The sequence below is a fragment of the Micromonospora sp. MGP-C2 genome, from assembly GCF_057766525.1.
On the sequence record NZ_JBYMEN010000002.1, the window covers coordinates 673,314 to 690,325 of the forward strand.

General features: G+C 72.3%; 16 protein-coding genes. 8 read left to right on the forward strand and 8 right to left on the reverse strand.

Annotated elements, in window-relative coordinates; translation table 11 throughout:
• Nucleotide 1 precedes the first annotated feature (1 nt).
• Entirely contained in the window at nt 2-1,366 is a 1,365-nt protein-coding gene (locus tag AC3CF1_RS02740; protein ID WP_088948166.1) for an MFS transporter, read from the reverse strand.
• A gap of 57 nt (nt 1,367-1,423) precedes the next feature.
• Between AC3CF1_RS02740 and AC3CF1_RS02745 the strand changes: the two genes are divergently transcribed.
• The 3 genes from AC3CF1_RS02745 to AC3CF1_RS02755 are packed head-to-tail and all read left to right on the forward strand — an operon-like array spanning nt 1,424 to nt 4,264.
• Entirely contained in the window at nt 1,424-2,071 is a 648-nt protein-coding gene (locus AC3CF1_RS02745; RefSeq protein WP_247671870.1) for a TetR/AcrR family transcriptional regulator, read from the forward strand.
• Between the two features lie 55 nt (nt 2,072-2,126).
• Nucleotides 2,127-3,443 (forward strand): flavin-containing monooxygenase, encoded by a 1,317-nt coding sequence (locus tag AC3CF1_RS02750; protein ID WP_488449444.1) that lies wholly within the window; start codon nt 2,127-2,129, stop codon nt 3,441-3,443.
• Nucleotides 3,440-4,264, forward strand: a complete 825-nt coding sequence (locus tag AC3CF1_RS02755; protein WP_488449445.1) for an SDR family NAD(P)-dependent oxidoreductase — start codon at nt 3,440-3,442, stop codon at nt 4,262-4,264. Before AC3CF1_RS02750 ends, AC3CF1_RS02755 begins: the two co-directional genes overlap by 4 nt.
• A 10-nt stretch (nt 4,265-4,274) precedes the next feature.
• Here the strand turns inward: AC3CF1_RS02755 and AC3CF1_RS02760 are convergent, their stop codons facing one another.
• Entirely contained in the window at nt 4,275-4,925 is a 651-nt protein-coding gene (locus AC3CF1_RS02760; protein ID WP_488449446.1) for a LysE family translocator, read from the reverse strand.
• 229 nt (nt 4,926-5,154) lie between these two features.
• Between AC3CF1_RS02760 and AC3CF1_RS02765 the strand changes: the two genes are divergently transcribed.
• Entirely contained in the window at nt 5,155-5,643 is a 489-nt protein-coding gene (locus tag AC3CF1_RS02765; protein ID WP_141909381.1) for a DnaJ family domain-containing protein, read from the forward strand.
• Between the two features lie 31 nt (nt 5,644-5,674).
• Complete coding sequence (locus AC3CF1_RS02770) at nt 5,675-6,217, forward strand: GNAT family N-acetyltransferase (RefSeq protein ID WP_488449447.1); 543 nt, start codon at nt 5,675-5,677, stop codon at nt 6,215-6,217.
• Nucleotides 6,218-6,263: 46 nt separating this feature from the next.
• On the opposite strand, the gene AC3CF1_RS02775 is transcribed toward AC3CF1_RS02770, so the two are convergent.
• On the reverse strand, nt 6,264-6,839 hold the full coding sequence (locus AC3CF1_RS02775) for a maleylpyruvate isomerase N-terminal domain-containing protein (protein WP_488449448.1): 576 nt from the start codon (nt 6,837-6,839) through the stop codon (nt 6,264-6,266).
• A 103-nt stretch (nt 6,840-6,942) separates the two neighbouring features.
• Here AC3CF1_RS02775 and AC3CF1_RS02780 point away from each other — a divergent pair, with 103 nt between their 5' ends.
• The gene (locus AC3CF1_RS02780) at nt 6,943-7,926 is read left to right on the forward strand and encodes an AraC-like ligand-binding domain-containing protein (protein ID WP_488449449.1); all 984 of its coding nucleotides are present in this window, start codon (nt 6,943-6,945) and stop codon (nt 7,924-7,926) included.
• Between the two features lie 43 nt (nt 7,927-7,969).
• On the opposite strand, the gene AC3CF1_RS02785 is transcribed toward AC3CF1_RS02780, so the two are convergent.
• The 5 genes from AC3CF1_RS02785 to AC3CF1_RS02805 all read right to left on the reverse strand — a co-directional run bounded on the left by AC3CF1_RS02785 (nt 7,970) and on the right by AC3CF1_RS02805 (nt 14,407).
• Complete coding sequence (locus AC3CF1_RS02785) at nt 7,970-9,769, reverse strand: serine hydrolase domain-containing protein (RefSeq protein WP_488449450.1); 1,800 nt, start codon at nt 9,767-9,769, stop codon at nt 7,970-7,972.
• A gap of 11 nt (nt 9,770-9,780) precedes the next feature.
• Nucleotides 9,781-11,070: an exo-beta-N-acetylmuramidase NamZ family protein gene (locus AC3CF1_RS02790; RefSeq protein ID WP_488449451.1), complete on the reverse strand. Its 1,290-nt coding sequence runs from the start codon at nt 11,068-11,070 to the stop codon at nt 9,781-9,783.
• A 9-nt stretch (nt 11,071-11,079) separates the two neighbouring features.
• Complete coding sequence (locus AC3CF1_RS02795; RefSeq protein WP_355161127.1) at nt 11,080-12,897, reverse strand: glycoside hydrolase family 3 protein; 1,818 nt, start codon at nt 12,895-12,897, stop codon at nt 11,080-11,082.
• Nucleotides 12,898-12,991: 94 nt separating this feature from the next.
• The gene (locus tag AC3CF1_RS02800; protein ID WP_355161126.1) at nt 12,992-13,468 is read right to left on the reverse strand and encodes a hypothetical protein; all 477 of its coding nucleotides are present in this window, start codon (nt 13,466-13,468) and stop codon (nt 12,992-12,994) included.
• 75 nt (nt 13,469-13,543) lie between these two features.
• A complete protein-coding gene (locus tag AC3CF1_RS02805; protein WP_355161124.1) occupies nt 13,544-14,407 on the reverse strand; it encodes an NmrA family NAD(P)-binding protein in 864 nt (287 codons plus the stop codon).
• A gap of 86 nt (nt 14,408-14,493) precedes the next feature.
• Between AC3CF1_RS02805 and AC3CF1_RS02810 the strand changes: the two genes are divergently transcribed.
• Nucleotides 14,494-15,216: a TetR/AcrR family transcriptional regulator gene (locus AC3CF1_RS02810; RefSeq protein ID WP_088948179.1), complete on the forward strand. Its 723-nt coding sequence runs from the start codon at nt 14,494-14,496 to the stop codon at nt 15,214-15,216.
• 331 nt (nt 15,217-15,547) lie between these two features.
• Nucleotides 15,548-16,972, forward strand: coding sequence for a rifampin monooxygenase (rox, locus tag AC3CF1_RS02815; RefSeq protein ID WP_488452031.1), 1,425 nt, complete (start codon nt 15,548-15,550; stop codon nt 16,970-16,972).
• Nucleotides 16,973-17,012 lie beyond the last annotated feature (40 nt).

The window sequence follows — 17,012 nt, forward strand, 5'->3', positions numbered from 1 at the left end:
TTCACGTCGTCGTCCGGGCGGTCGCGTCCAGGGTGTAGCGGCGTTGCAGCAGCAGGGCCGCGAGCATCGCCACCGCCGGCAGCAACCCGAAGCCGTAGCGGACCGCCGCCAACGCCGCGTCCGGCTGCACCGGCGACTCACCGGCCGTGGAGGCCACGAAACCACCAACGGCCAGGCACAGGGCATAGGCGTACGGGCCGAGGGCGGCGCCGGTGGCCTCGGTGGCCGTCCACACCCCGGTGTAGGTGCCGGCGCCGGTGGCGGTCCCGTCCTTGGTGGTGGCGGCGCGGATCACGTCGGGCAGCATCGAGAACGGCAGCAGCTGCATGCCGGCGAACGCCACCCCGAGCACCGCCACCGCGCCGATCAGCACCGGCAGCCCGGCCGGTCGACCCACCGCCAGCACCAGCGACCCGACGGCGAACGCGCCCTGCGCGCCGAGCAGCGCCCGCTGCTTGCCGACGCGGCGGGCCACCACCAGCCAGACCGGGGTGACCAGCAGCGCCGGCGCGACGAACGCGGCCACCAGGACCGTGGTCAGGCCGGGGGCCCGCAGCTCGTACTCGGCGTAGTAGGGAACGCCGGCGAGCACCAGGTGGGTGGTGGTGGACATCGCCAGGTACGCGGCGACGAGCCAGCGGAACTGCCGGTCGCGCAGCGCGATACGCAACGCCGGCCACCCGCCGTGCCCGGCCGGGGTCGGGTCCGCCGCCGAGCCGCGCAGCCGGGCGATGCCGACGACACCGACCAGCATGGCCACCAGCATCCCGACGGCGAGGACCATGCCCATCCGCTGGTAGCCGTCGCGGGTCGCGGCGTCGCCGCCGGTGAGCAGCGGGGCCAGTAGGCCGGAGACCAGGATGCCCAGGGTCAGCACGACCATCCGGAACGCCATCAGCCGGGTGCGTTCGTGGTAGCCGATCCGCAGGTCGGCCGGGGTGGCCAGGTAGGGGACCTGGTAGGCGGCGAAGAGCAGGTTGCCGGCGATGAAGAACACCGCCACCCACGCAGCCGCTGGGGCGCCGGTCAGGCCGCCGGGCACCGCGAAGAGCGCCGCGAACGCGAGCGGCAGCGCGCAGCCGACCAGCAGCAGGCGACGCCGGTCGCCGCGTCGGGTCTGCTCGACGTCGGCGCGGTGCCCCACCCACGGGTGCAGCAGCACGTCGGCGATCTTCGGCAGCAGCAGCACGAGACCGGCCAGCCACGGCCCGACGGCCAGCACGTCGGTGAGGAAGTAGAGCAGCAGCAGGCCGGGCACTGTCACCCAGACACCCATGCCGAGCGACCCGGCCGCGAAGCCCGCCAGGGGGCCGCGGGGCAGTGCCGCGTCGGGGGCGGCCACGGGCCGCCGGTCGAGCCCGGTCATCGCCGCATCCTCTCCGCAATCCAACAGTTGCTGGATTCTAGGGGCAGAATGGCGGCCATGACCATGCCCCGACGCCGTCCGGGTCGCCCGCGACGCGACGAGACCCGGCCGACCCGCGAGGTGGTGCTCACCGCCGCGACAGCGCTGTTCGCCGAGCGCGGCTTCGACGCCGTCGGGCTGCGGGAGGTCGCCGCAGCCGCCGGGGTCGACGTCGCCACGGTCGCGCACCACACGGGTACGAAGGCAGCGCTCTACGACGCCTGCTTCGCCCGGGTCTTCGCCGCCGAGCGGGAGGTGCTGACCGAGGCCGCCGAGCAGGCCCGCGCCGCCCTCGACGGGGGGCCGGACGCGGCGCGGCGGGCGCTGCACCAGTTGGTCGACGTCTTCGTCGACTTCCTGGAGGACCGCCCCGAGACCACCGCGCTGTGGCTGCGTCGCTGGTTGGAACCGCAGCGGCACGCCGAGCTCGACCAGCGCTACGCCGAACCGTTGTACCGGCTGGTGGCGGAGCTGCTCGCCGCCGCCGCGGCGGCCGGCGCGCTGGCCGAACCCACCCCGCACATCACCGTCCGGAGCCTGGTGTGGGCGACGCACGGGCACGTGGTGGCGCTGGCCGCGGGTGCGCCGGGCGCTCGGGAGCGGCGTGAGTTCCGGGCGTTCGTGCACCGTCTGCTCGACGGGCTCTACGGGCCGTCGACGACTTGACGGGCCGCCGTCCGCCGACGATTATCCATCGGACGTTGGATTAAAGGGGGCGGCGATGGGCGTACCACCCAGGGTGGCGGTGATCGGCGCCGGCGCTGCCGGGCTCGCCGCGGTCAAGGCACTGCGCGACGCCGGTGTCCCGGCGGTCTGCTTCGAGAGCACCGACCAGGTCGGCGGCCTCTGGGTGTACGGGGCACCCGACTCGCCCGCGTACCGGACACTGCACCTGAACACCAGCAGGGGCCGCACCCAGTTCGCCGACCACCCGATGCCCACAGACTGGCCCGACTATCCCGACCACCGCCGGGTCGCCGGCTACCTCGCCGACTACGCCGACCGTTTCGGGCTGGGCGAGGACATCCGGCTGCGCCACACCGTCGAACAGGTCACCCGCGACTCGGCAGGCACCTGGACGGTGATCGCCCGCGGGCCGGACGGGCCGGTCGAGGTCACCGTCGACGCCGTGGTCGTCGCCAACGGGCACAACCGGGTGCCCCGGCTGCCCGACCCCGCGTACCCCGGCACCTGCACCGCCGAGCAGATCCACAGCCACGACTACCGGGGCCCGGAGCAGTTGGTCGGCAGACGGGTCCTCGTCGTCGGCGGCGGCAACTCCGCGATGGACATCGCCGTGGACGCCTCGTACGCCGCCACCCGCACCCTGCTGTCATTGCGCCGGGGTGTCTGGGTGGTGCCGAAATACCTGCTGGGTCGCCCCTCGGACACCCTCAACGGGGCGCTGGCCCGCCGGTTGCCGTGGCGGCTGCGTCAGCGCATCAGCCAGACGATGCTCACCGCCACCGTCGGCAGCCCGGCCCGCTACGGGCTGCCCGCGCCGACGCACGGTTTCCTCCAGGACCACCCGACGCTCTCCGACGGGCTGCTGTCGCGGCTGACCCACGGTGACGTCGAGGCCCGGCCCGGCGTCGCCGCCCTCGACGGCGACCGGGTCGAGTTCACCGACGGTCGCAGCGACAACGTCGACCTGATCGTCTGGTGCACCGGCTACCGGGTGGAGATCCCGTTCCTCGACCCGGCGCTGCTCGGCGGGGGCGCCGACACCCTGCCGTTGTACCGGCACGTGTTCCACCCGGACGCCCCCGGCCTGAGCTTCGTCGGGCTGATGCAGTCCACCGGTTCGGCGTTTCCCCTGGTGGAGGCTCAGGCCAAACTGATCGCCGCGAACCTCGCCGGCCGCTACGCGCTGCCCGATGAGGACCGGCAGCGGGCCGTCTGCCGCGCCGAGCTGCGGGCCGCGACCGCCCGCTGGGGTCAACGCCGCCCGGCGATGCGCGTGGACTTCGACGCCTACCTGGCCGAGCTGACCCGGGAACTGGCCGCCGGGACGCGCCGGGTCGGGGCGAGGCAGTGAGCCGCCGGACGCTGACCGGCCGCCGGGTGCTGGTGACCGGGGCCAGCGGCACCTTCGGGCGACACCTCGGGGCCGCGCTGACCGCCGCCGGCGCCCGGGTCGTGGGCCTCGACCTGCACGCGCGACCCGACGACGACCTGCCGGTGCTCGGCTGCGACCTGACCGACCCGGACGCCGTCGCGCCGGCGGTGGGCGCCGCCGTCGACCAGCTCGGCGGGCTCGACCTGCTGATCAACAACGCCGGGGTGGGTGGCCCCGCCCCCGCCGAGTTGCCGCCCGACGAGGTGGTCCGCCAGCAACTGGAGGTCAACCTGCTCGCCGCCTGGCGGACCACCGCCGCGGCCCTGCCCCCGCTGGTCGCCGCCCGGGGGAGGGTGATCTTCGTGTCCAGTCGGATGGCGGTGCTGCCACTGCCGCTCGCCGCCGCGTACGGGGTCAGCAAGCGGGCCCTGGTCGCCTACGCCGACGCCCTGCGCCACGAGGTGGGCAGCCACGTGGGGGTGAGCGTCGTCTACCCGAGCATGGTCGCCTCACCCATCCACGACAGCACCGCCGAGGCGGGCCTGTCCCTGCGGGGCGTGTCCCGCCCCGAGCCGGTCGAGGGGGTGGTCGCGGCGATCCTGCACGCCGCCACCGCCCGCCGGGCGCCCAGGGACGTGGCGACCACCACCCGTGGACGCCTGGAGATGGCCGTCGGTCGACACGCGCCCGCGTTGGCCGACCGGCTGGTCCGCCGTACCCTCGCCGCCCGGCTCGCCGCCGGTGACCTGGACGCCGCGCCGCTGGCCGCCGGGATGCTCCGCCGCCACCGGGGGCAGTGACCGTCGGCTGTCAGGGTGTGGCGACCGCCGCGCGGGAGCGGTCCGTGGCGATCCGGACGGCCAACGCGGCGAGGGCCGTCCCGGTCACCCACCGCTGCACCCGCAGCCACACCGGCCGGCGCGCGAAGAAGCCGGCCAGCGCCCCGGCGCTGAGCACGATCAGCGCGTTCACGCTCAACGCGACGGCGATCTGGGTCAGGCCCAGCAGCAGACTCTGCATCGCCAGGTGCCCCTGCGCCGGGTCGATGAACTGCGGTAGCAGCGACACGTAGAGGATGGCGATCTTCGGGTTCAGCAGGTTGGTGATCAGGCCCATGGTGAACAGCCGGCGGGGCGGGTCCGGCGGCAGCGGGGTGGGCGCGAACGGCGAGTGGCCGCCCGGACGCAGCGTCCGCCAGGCCAGCCACAGCAGATAGCCGGCCCCGGCCAGCTTCACCACCGCGTACAGCGTCGGCACCAGGACGAAGACCGCGGCCAGGCCGGCGACCGCCGCGACCAGGTAGACGCCGAACCCGGCGGCCACCCCGAGCAGCGAGATCAGCCCGGCCCGGCGGCCCTGCGCCACCGAGCGGGACACCAGGTAGACCATGTTCGGGCCGGGCGTGAGCACCAGGCCCAACGCCACCAGCGTGATGCCCAGCAGTGCACCCGTACTCACCACGACGCTTCCCCCGTTCGGTAGTCCCCACACCGACCGTAATCGGGATGAAAATCCCAACCCAGGGCCACCTGGCAGGCCGTGGCCTGCGATCCGGGGTGATCCACCCGCGTCCGGCGCAACGCCAGCACCGTCGGCGGGAATGCTCGCCGTGGCGGGCGCGCTGACCCCTGGCAAGTGCGTGTCGCCGGCCGGAGGCGGCGCGTTACGGTGGCCAGGGAGGTGCCGCACGGTGACCGAGGCGTGGGAAGCGTCAGTGGAGGCGAAGATCCAGGATGCCGTTCAACGCGGCGAGTTCGACGACCTGCCCGGCATGGGCAAGCCGATCCCCGGTCGGGGGGCGCCGTACGACGAGGCGTGGTGGATCAAGAGCTTCCTGGAGCGCGAGGCGCTCCCCAGTGACCTGCTCCTGCCCACGTCGCTGCAACTGCGCCGACGCATCGAGCAGGTCCCCGACGAGGTCCGTGACCTGCCCACCGAGCAGTCCGTCCGCGACTTCGTGGGGCAGTTGAACGCGCAGATCGTGGCGTGGCTGCGCTTCCCCGACGACGGCCCCCGGGTCGCGGTGCGCCCGGTGAACACCGAGGACGTGGTCCGCCGCTGGCGCGCCGAACGGGCCCGCCCCAAGGTCACCTCGACCGCCACCGAACCGGCGACCGTTCCGACACCGTCGCGCCGGCCCCGCCGCAGCTGGTGGCGGCGGTGGCGCCGACGGGGCTGACCCCCGGCCACGACCACGGCAGACTGTGCCGATGCTGATCGAATCGCGGTCACCCGACACGCCCTCGACGCCGGGAGTCGCGCTGCGTCCCTGGTGCGCCGACGACCTGGATGAGCTGGTGCGGGCGTACCGGGATCCGATCCTGCGCCGCTGGACCAGAGCTCCGGTGACCACCGCCGCCGAGGCACGACGGTGGCTGGACGGCGCACAGCGGGACTGGGCCGACGGCCGGCGGTACACCTTCGCCGTCCTCGAAGAGCAGACCGACGGCCCCCGGCTGGTGGGCAACGTGGTGCTCAAGGGGGTCACGCCGCAGCGCCCGGCTCCGGAGGTGGGCTACTGGACGCCGTCGTGGGCACGCGGCCGCGGCGTCGCCCCTCGCGCGGTCACCGCGCTGAGCCGCTGGGCGTTCGACCGGTTCCCCGAGGTGACGCATCTCGACCTGCTGCACCAGGTGGACAACGTCGCGTCCTGCCGGGTGGCGCAGAAGTCCGGCTTCGTGTTCCAGGAGATCCTGCCGGCCCGACCGCCCTTCCCACTCGACGGTCACCGCCACACACTCGACGCCGGCTAGTGGTCGCCCCGACAGGCGACCACCCACCCCTCGACGCTGGTGCGAGTCAGTCGACTGCGGCGCGCCAGACCCAGGAGGTACGCCGGGCACGGCCGGGCAACTCGCCGCGGCCGGTCATCCAGAGCAGCACCTCGGGTGCCGCCCCGGCCGGGGCGTCCGGGAAGAGTCGCCGCAGCACCAGCGCGCTCAGCCGCTGCGGCGGCTGCCACGGCACACCGAGGCCGAGGGTGATGTCGTGGGTGTGCAGCACGGTCTCGGCCACGCCCATGGCGGCGAAACCGGCCGGATCGCACGGACCGAAGTGCCAGGCCCGCGTGTCTGCCGGGGCGGCGTCGACGGCGGCGCTGAGCAGACCGGCGCAGGCCCGCACCACGGTGAGCACCTGCGTCGGGCTCGCGTCGGGGGAGACCCGCAGGTCGTACGGCAGGTAGCCGTCATCCGGGCGGCCGGTGACCTGCCCCGCGTACGCGAGAAGGTCGTGCGCGACGTGCGCGGCGGTGGTCCAGCAGCTCCAGCTCAGCGAGCCGGCCGGCACCGACCAGTCGCGTTCCCGGTGTGGCTGCAGCACCCGGGTCATCTCCTCGGCCGCCTCGCGCAGGTCGGCGCCGGTCACCGCCGACATTCGCCAGCCCACTGGGCAGCACCGGGCGTGGGAATCCGGTCATGGGTAAAGGGCGTCGAGGCATGCAAGAATCCATCCTCGCATGTGGGGGGAGGTGAACGGAATGCTGCCCAACCTGGTGGTGGACACGACGGTGGTGCCTCCGGCGGACAGGTTCGCCTTCTGGTATGCCCTGGTCGCCCAGGAGACGGCGCCCGCGCACATCAGCAGCGGTCACCTGGACAACTTCGTCGCGTACGCGCAGGCCATCGATCTCGGCCGCATCCGGATGACCTCGCTGGGCTACCCGTCGTTGGACTCGATCCGGCCCACGACACTGGTCCGCCGAACCGAGGGGGACGTGTATCAACTGGCGCTACCACTGACGGGTCACAGCACCCTGATCCAGGACCGCACCGAGTCCACGCTGGAAGCCGCGAACCATTTCACGCTCCTGGACACCGCGCGGCCGCACGTCGCCCGGCACCGCGCGGACGGCCCCGGTCTCGCCACCACGATCACCGTGCAGATACCGCACGCGGCGCTGCCGCTGGCGCCGGACCGTCTTCGCCGCCTGTTGGCCACGCCGATGCCGTCGCACCTCGGCGTGGCCGGGCTGTTGGCCCACCACCTGCGGAGCATCGCGGCGCACCCGGAGCAGTTCGAGCCGGCTCAGGCAGAGATACTGGGCGGGGTGGCGGTGGACCTGCTCACTGCCGCGCTCGCTCAGTACCTCGACATCGAGGACACCCTGTCACCGGAGGCGCGGCAGACCGCACTGCGGGCCCGGGTCGTCGATTTCATCGACCGCCACCTCGACAGTGACGAGCTCAGCCCTCGCAGCGTCGCCGCCGCCCACCACATCTCGCCGCGGTCGCTGCACCGCCTGTTCGAGGCGGAGGCGACGACGGTTGCCGAGCTCATCCGCGCCAAGCGCCTGGAGCAGTGCCGGCGTGATCTCGGCAACCCGCTGCTGCGGCAGCCGATCCAGGCCATCGCCGCCCGTTGGGGTTTCCCGGACAAGGCCCACTTCAGCCGCCTCTTCCGTGCCCACTACGGACGTTCGCCGCAGGAATACCGCACATGCGTCTCTCGCCAGGATCGGTGACCCGCCCCGACCGACCTCGCAGGGACGCTGCGACAGTGCAACGTCAGCTCCGCGCCGGTGACCACCCGTCGGCGACGAACCGGAGGGCGTCGGGACCCTCGCCCGAGAAGAGGACGCCGTGCTGGTCCGCTGCCACGACCCGGTCGACGTAGACGCCGCGCCCCTGGCCGGAGCCGTCGGTGCTGCTGCTCCAGCGCAGGTGGGTGGCCTGATCGGGCAGCGCCACCGTGACCTGCCACCACACGCGACCCCCGTAGCCGGTGACCGTGCCGTCGGCGCTCCACCGGCGGGCGGCATCGCGGAGCTGCATCGTCGCCGGCACCCAGGTCAGACCACCATCGGTGGAGACCTCGAATCGCGCGCTGTCGAAGCGGGGCTCGGTGTCGTACCAGAGCAGGAAGCTCGCCGTGCCGCCACGGCTGGGCCGACGCAGCGGCGCCGTGAGCGTGCTCGTCGCGGAGTCGCGTGGGTCGGCACGCCAGGCGCTGGCGGACTGCGGCCGCACCGGCAACGCCTCGGCGAGGTCACGCGCGACGGCCCGTCGGGCGACGTTGTTGCTGCCCCAGCCCCGGTCCGGGTGCACGCGGTTGCTGAGCATGACGACGAACGAGTGGGATAGCGGGTCGATGACGATCGACGTGCCGGTGAAGCCGGTGTGCCCGAAGGCCACCGGAGAGGAGAGCCCCATCATGTACCAGTGCTTGTTCAGCTCGAAACCGAGCCCGCGGTCGCTCTCCGGGTAGGCCGACTCCAGCGGCGCGTTGTAGTTGACCAGCATCGCGCGCACCGTTTCCGAGCGCAGGATCCGCCGGCCGCGGTATTCGCCGCCGTTGAGCAGTGACTGGCAGAGCACGGCCAGGTCCGCGGCCGTGGAGAAGACCCCGGCGTGCCCGGCCACCCCGCCGAGCGACCACGCGTTCTCGTCGTGGACCTCACCCCACACCATGCCCCGTCCCGCGTACGGCTGGTATTCGGTCGCGGCGATCCGCGACCGCCGCTGCGGGCCGGGGTTGTAGCCGGTGTCGGTCATGCCCAGCGGCCCGGTCACGCCGTCGCGGACGAGGTCGGCCAGCGGCCGACCAGTCACTCGCTCCAGCAGGACTCCCAGCGCGATCAGCCCCAGGTCGGAGTAGACGTACTGGCCACCGGGCGTCGCCCCGGTGGCCAGCGGCGTGGCGAGCGCGGCGGCGAACCGCTCGGCCGGTGTCGGGTACCTGCTCCACAATGGTGTGAACGCGGGCAGACCCGATGTGTGGGTGAGCAGCATCCGCACGGTCACCGTCGCCTTGCCGCCGGCGGCGAACTCCGGCACGTACCGGGCGACCGGCGTGTCCAGCTCCACCCGTCCCCGCTCCACCTGCTGCATGGCGACGATCGTGGTGAACAGTTTCGACACCGACGCCAGGTCGAAGATGGTGTCGCGCCGGGTCGGGATCTGCTGGTCGGCGGGGAGTTCCACACCGACCAGGTCGGGCGGCGGCCCCACCGCGGAGTACTTCACCGCGCTGCCCACGGCGGCGTGCTGGACGATCACGCCGTCCTTGGCGGCCAGGACCACCGCGCCGGCGTACGCCGGGTAGCCGGGGTGGTCCGGGGTCGGCTGCAGGTACGCCGCCAGGTCGGCGGGCATGCGATCCACCTGGTCGGGGAGCAGTCCGACCTGGCGGGCGCTGCCACGCCGCAACGTGTCGTGGCGGAACTGGATGTCGGCGGGGGTGACGGTCGGCGGACCGGACGACGGTGTCGCGGCGGCCGCCCCGGTGGCGGGCAGCGCCGTGCCCAGGGTCACCAGAGCCAGACCGAGCGCGAGTGAGCGGAGCGGACGACGAGCCGACCTGGTCATGACCGCGCTCCTCAGTAGAGCAGGTAGGGCCGGCGTTGCCGGTTGAAGGTGGCCAACTCCTCGGCCCAGGCGCCGACGACGTCGTCCACGTCAGCTCCGGCGTCGATCTGGGTCCGCAGTCGCGGCGACCCGGTGAGTTTGTCGATCCAGTACGGGCGCACGGTGTCCCACGAGTCGCGTCGCCAGGCGAACGCCGGGTACTTGTGCGCCTCCACGAGCATGGCCACGCCGGTGCGGATCGGGTCGTACACCGCCGGGTCGACGACCTTGACCTCGACGCCGGCGCAGAGCTTGTTGAGCAGGTCCGGCTTCTGCCCGGCCGAGGTCGGCGAGAAGTACGCCTCGCGGAACTCGACCCCGGGCAGGTTCCGGGCGTTGAGCCGGTCACCCCAGTGGTGGTCGAAGTCCGTCGCCAGCCCGCCGATCAGCTCGAACGGGCGAGTCGTGCCGCGCCCCTCGGTGATCGACGCGACGCCCTCGAACAGCCCGGTGCCCGGGTAGACCAGAGCGGTGTCCGGGGTGGGCATGTTCGGGCTGGGCATCACCCAGGGCACGCCGGTGTCGGCGGCGAGGGCGTCGCGCTTCCAGTGCCGGCACCGGATGACGTGCAGGTCGACCGGTCGTCCCGCCTCGGCCGGCAGGAAGGTGGCGTTGAAGAAGCGGGCCAGCTCCCCGACGGTCATCCCGTGCTGCTGGATGATTTCCTTCAGGCCGACTCCTGAGGTGTACGGGCTGGTCATCAACGGCCCGTAGGGCCGCCCGCCGATCGGGTTGGGCCGGTCCAGCACGACGTAGCGTTTGCCGACCCGGGCCGCGGCGACCATCGAGGTGTACATGGTCCAGATGTAGGTGTAGAAGCGGACTCCGACGTCCTGGATGTCGAAGACCACCGTGTCCACCCCGGCCTCGGTGAACATGGCTTCCCACCGGGCCTGCGTGGCGCCGTACGCGTCGTACACCGGGATGCCGGTGCGTGCGTCGACGCCGGTTCCCTCGCTGCCGCCGGCCTGGGCGGAGCCGCGGAAGCCGTGCTCGGGGCCGAACGCCGCGACCAGTCGCACCCGACCGGAGCCGTGCATCAGGTCGACGAGGTGCCGGTAGGACGCGTCGACCCCGGTCGGGTTGGACACGACGCCCACACGCTGACCGGCGAGTTCGGCGAACCCGGACGACACCAGCTCGTCGAGGCCGGTGCGGACCCGACGGGCACGGGAGCCGGCCGACGCCGGTCCCGCACCGAGCGTTCCCGCCCCCAGCGCGCCCGCGCCGACCGCGCCGATGAGGAGATTCCTCCGCTGCATGCTTGCCTCCTACCAGCTCAGGCCGTGGCCGTAGGGGTAGAGCACGGAGCCCGCCCCCTCGGCCTTGGGGATCGTGACGGGCAGTCGTCCGCTCGGGGACAACTCGCCGTGCAGCGCGCGGACGAGGGCGTCCATCGCCGCACGGGTGTACGAGTACGTCGCCAGGTAGGTGGTGACACCCGGCAGGTAAGCGATGTCGTACGGGTCGCGGACGGCCACGACGACCACGGGTTTCCCGGTGCTCAGCAGCGCCGCGACCAGGCGCTGCTGGGTGGCTCGCGGGTCGGTGACGGCGGTGTCCCACGCCTTGTTCACGAGCACGACGGTGAGGTCGTGCTCGGCGGCCTGGCTCGCCGTGGCGGCGATCGTCGCGTCGGAGGGCAGGGTCGCCGGTCGTGCGGTGGCTCGGGCACCACGCGCGGTGAATCCGGCGGCGACCGTCGCGACCGGGGCGAAGGCAGCGCTGTCCCAGCCGGTGATCAGGACCGACCGGTCGGCGTGGGGCAGGGGCAGCACTCCGGCGTCGTTGCGGACGGCGGTGAGCGTGGGGTCGGTGACCCGGGTGACGGCGGCGAGGTGCTCCGGAGCGCCGACGGTCCGCACGGCCTTCTCCACGTCGACCAGCGGGGAGCGGGCCAGTCCCTGGCGATACTTCACGCCGAGGATGCGTCGGACCGACTCGTCGATCCGACGCTCGGTGAGCTCGCCGGTGGCGACAGCCCGCAGCACCGCGTCCCGCGCCAGCGCGAGGCTCGGCGGCATCAGGAGCTGGTCGGCGCCGGCCTTGAGCGCCAGGACGGGCACCCGCTCGTCACCGTACTTCGCCCGTACGCCAGCCATGTTGAGCGCGTCGGTGACGATGACGCCCCGGAAACCGAGCTCGCCACGCAGCACGCCGGTGAGGATCGTGGGCGACAAGGTCGCGGGGTCGCCGGACGGGTCGAGCGCCGGGACCACGATGTGCGCGGTCATGATCGTGTCCACACCGGCGCGGATGGCCCGCCTGAACGGCGGCGCGTCGATCCGATCCCACTCGGCGCGGCTGTGGTTGATCACCGGGAGACCGGTGTGGCTGTCGGTGGCTGTGTCGCCGTGACCGGGGAAGTGCTTCGCCGCGGCGGTCACCCCGGCCCGGTCCTGGAAACCGGTGACCTGGGCGGCGGTGAGGTCGGCCACGAGGGTGGGGTCGGCGCCGAAGGACCGCACCCCGATCACCGGGTTGCCCGGGTTGACGTTGACGTCGGCGATCGGCGCGTACGGCTGTCGGATGCCGACGGCGCGCAGCTCGCGTCCGGTGACCTCCGCCGCCGTCCGGGCGGCCTGGGCCGACCGCCCCGCACCCAGCGCCATCGACCCGGGGAACTGGGCGGCGGGGGAGGGCATTCGCACCACCGCGCCCTGCTCCTGGTCGGTGGAGATGAGCAGCGGCACCCTGCCCTTTGCCCCGTCGCCGAGGGCGGCCTGCTGGAGTCCGTTGGAGAGGGTCGCGATCTGCCGAGGGCTGTCCAGGTTGTGCGACCAGGAGAAGTAGCAGACGCCGCCCAGGTGGTACCGCTCGATCACCTCGGCCGGGGTCTCCACACCGAAGGCGGCGAGGTTCGCGGCCCGGTCTGTGGCGCTGGGGTCCACGGCGTCACCGCCGTAGACGTAGGTGGCGAAGAGTTGGCCGACCTTCTGCTCCAGGCTCATGTGTCGCAGCGTGGACGTCACCCAGCCGTGCTCGGCATTCGGCGGGCGCGCCGGCGTGGCGGCGTGGGCAGGGAGGGAAGCGAGGGTGGCCACCAGTGTGGCCGCCCAGGCGGTCGCGGTAACGAGTCGGGTCTGCATAGACGCCTCTCAGTCCGGGTGGCTGAAACTTAGCTACACGTCAGCCGCCCGTCAAGAAGACAACCTACAGATCGCCGTCAGGCCCCGCCGACCGTCACCGCCGGGCGTCGCTCGGGTCGTCCGCGGCGAACTCGCGGATGGCGGCGCGGATGGCCTCGCCGTACGGGTCGTCGGACAGGTGCACCAGGTGTTCGCCGGCCCGGGCCAGGTGCTCCCGGGCCTGGGCGGGGTTGCCCAGGCGCCGGTGGCAGTCGGCCAGATTCAGGTACAGCGACGGCAGGAACGCCTGGACCTGGAGCGAGGACAGGTAACGCTGGGCGCGCTCGTCGGTCAGGTCGGACACGGCGGTCAGGGCGCGCTCGTCCCACACCAGCTCCGCTTCGGTGGTGTCCTGGAGATCGGCGAGGTAGTGGGCGAGGGTGCAGCGGTGGAAGGCGTCGCCGGTGGGGCCGATCTCGTCCCACAGCGCGGTGAGGGCGTCCCGGGCGAGAGCCTTCTGCCCTGATCGGCCGAGCTGCACCGCCGCACCGATGCGGGTCATGGTCGGGTCGGGTGTCGGCTGGTTGTCCATGTCGCCGATGGTCGGGCCTCGACCCGGTCGAGGGTCAACTCAGCGGCTCGCAGGCCCGGTGCTCGTCAGCACGCATCACCGTTGGGAGACGATGGCCTCGAGCACCGAACGGACGGACGTCGGTCGACGACCGATGAGGGTTTCCAGCGTCGGGTCGGTGACGGCGAACTCTCCCCGTCGCGCTGCGCGGTACAGGCCGAGGGTGAATTCGGCGGCTGCCGCGGGCATGCCATGCGTGACGGCATCGGCCTTCCACTCGTCGTCGCCGACGACCACTCGGGTGATGGCGCGGCCGGTGATCCCGGCGAGGATCCCGGCCACCGCTTCGAGGTCGAGCGCCTCCGCTGCGGTCAGCGCGGGCGTGACGCCATCGAGCAGGCCCTCCTCGACCATTGCGATGGCTGCGGCCTCGGCCAGGTCGGAATGTGCGGTCCAGGACACCGGGCCGTCCGCCGGCGCCACGAGTTGCCCGGTCTCCAGCGCCGCACCGATGGAGTAGCTGAGCGTGCTCACGTAGAACCCGTTGCGCAGTGCGGTGAAGGGAACTCCCAGGCCGGCCAGGTGCTCCTCGGTCGCGGCGTGCGTGGGCTGGGGGGCGAACAGCGAGTCCCTGGAGGCGGCCTGGTGGCTGGTGTAGAGGATCCGTTTGGCTCCCGCGGCCCGGGCGGCGTCGATGGCAGCGCAGTTCGCGACGATCGCGCCGCTGCCCCGGATGGCGGTGGACACGACGAGGACCTTCTCGGCACCCTCGAAGGCGCGCTCCAGTGTGGCTGGGTCGGTGAAGTCTCCGGCACGGACCCGGACGCCGCGCTCGGCGAGGCCCGCGGCCTTGTCGACGTCGCGCACGCTCACGCCCACGGCCTCGGGTGGCAGCCGGTCGAGGAGCAGGTCGACGATCTGGGACCCGAGCTGACCAGTGGCACCGGTGACGACCAACATGATGAAAGCTCCCTTGTTATCGGCGATTCGCCCTTGACGTTAACACCGATATTCCGTAGATAACAAGGCGCTGTTAGCATTGGTTCATGGTGACGACGCAGGACACGGCATCCCGCGACGACGTCCGCTCCGGGATCGTCGCGGCAGCCACCCAACTGCTGCGCGCGAAGGGCGCGAACGCGGTGACGACGCGCGCCGTCGCGCAGGCCGCAGGGGTGCAGGCCCCGACCATCTACCGCCTGTTCGGCGACAAGGACGGCCTCATCGACGCCGTCGCCGAACATGTCATGGCCACCTACGTCAGCGGCAAGTCGGTCGCGGCGGACGTCGCGGCGGGTGACCCGGTCGCGGACCTGCGCGCCGGATGGCGTACGCACGTGGATTTCGGCCTGGCGAACCCCGAGCTGTACGCGCTGATCGCGACGCGGGGGAGCGGCGCACCCTCACCGGCGACGGTCGCGGGCCTCGACGTGCTGCGTCGCCGCGTTCGGCGACTCGCCGCAGCCGGCCTCCTGCGGGTCGACGAACAGCGCGCACTCTTGATGATCCACTCTGCGGGCAACGGAACCATCCTCACCCTGCTGGGAGTGCCCCCGGAGCAGCGCGACCCCGGTCTGAGCGAGGCCATGCTCGACGCTGTGCTCACCAGCATCCTGGCGACAACTCCGGCGACACCCGACACGGCCACGAACGCGGTCGCCGTGACATTCGCGACGGTGCTGCCCGACCTCCCGGGGCTCACCGACGCCGAACGCGCGCTGATGGCCGAGTGGCTCCACCGATCGCTGACCCGACCGCAGGACCGCTGACGGCGACAGGGCGAGCGCCGCGAACGCCGCGCGGACGAGAAGGCGTGGGCCCGTGACCATGACTGAAAAGAGCTGGCGGGACGATGGTCGGGCTTGTAGCTTGCAGGTGACGTGACCCGCCCGAGGAGGTGAGACCCATGAACGATGCAGCGATGTGGGTGCTCCCCCTTCCCGTCACGACCGGGCGATTGACGTAGGTGTCGCCGGGAGCGCCCCGCCAACAAGGCCCTCCCGAAAGGCAACACCCATGCGCCCTCAACAATTCACCGCCGAGCCCGCGTCTCAAAACGGGGTCGAGTCGCCGTCGACCAGTGCGGATCGCCCGCCCCTCATCTTCGACGTGATCATTGCCGGGTGCGGGCCGACCGGTGCGATGCTGGCCGCCGAACTGCGGCTGCACGGCGTACGGGTCCTCGTGGTGGAGAAGGAAACCGAGCCCGCCTCGTACGTCCGTATCGTCGGTCTGCATGTCCGCAGCCTCGAACTGCTGGCCATGCGCGGCCTGCTGGATCGCGTCCTCCCGCACGGCAGGCAGCGGCCGGCCGCCGGCTTCTTCGCGGCCATCGCCAAACCCGCACCGAAAGACCTGGATTCCGCGTACGCCTATCTGCTGGGTATCCCGCAGCCAGTCATCGTCGGCCTGCTCGAAGAGCATGCGATCGAACTGGGCGCGCAGGTTCGGCGTGGTCGCGCGGTCGTCGGCATCGAGCAGGACGACCACTGTGTGACAGTCGAGCTGACCGACGGGGAGCAACTGCGCTCGCGCTATCTCGTCGGCTGTGACGGCGGGCGCAGCACGGTGCGCAAACTGCTCGGCGTCGGCTTTCCCGGGGAGCCCGCACGGACCGAGACGCTGATGGGCGAGATGGAGGTGGGCGCGCCGCAGGAGGAGATCGCCGCCACGGTGAACGCGATCCGCGAAAACCATCACCCCTTCTGGCTCCGGCCCGCAGGCAACGGGGTCTACAGCGTCGTTGTCCCCGCCGCGGGAGTCAGCGACCGTGCGGTGGCGCCCACCCTCGAGGATTTCCAACAACAGTTGCGCACCATCGCCGGAACCGATTTCGGTGTGCACTCCCCGCGCTGGTTGTCCCGCTTCGGGGACGCCACCCGGCTGGCCGACCGATACCGGGTCGGCCGCGTCCTCCTGGCCGGCGATGCCGCCCACATCCATCCGCCCATCGGGGGACAGGGCCTCAACCTGGGCGTTCAGGACGCCTTCAACCTCGGCTGGAAACTGGCCGCGCACATCCGGGGCTGGGCGCCGGAGGCTCTGCTGGACACGTACCAGGCCGAACGTCATCCGGTCGCCGCGGACGTGCTGGACAACACCCGAGCCCAGATGGAGTTGCTGTCCCCCGAACCAGGCCCGCAGGCCGTGCGCAGGCTGCTCACCGAGCTGATGGACGTCGACGAGGTGAACCGCCACCTGATCGAGAAGATCACCGCGACCGGCATCCGGTACGACTTCGGCGCAGGCCCCGACCTGCTCGGTCGCCGCCTGCCCGACGTCGCCGTGAAACAGGGCAACCTCTACGATCTGTTGCATCGCGGCCGGGGCCTGCTGCTGGACCGCACCGAACGCCTGACCGTCGGCGGCTGGTCAGACCGGGTCGATCACCTGACGGATCCCACCGCGGAGCTGGACTTCCCCTGTGTCCTGCTGCGCCCCGACGGTCACGTCGCCTGGGTCGGTGACGATCAGCAGAGCCTGGACCAACACCTCTCCCGCTGGTTCGGCGAGCCCGCCCACTGATCGCAGGCCGGCGGCCCGGACGTCGAGGAGTGTCGCCCTA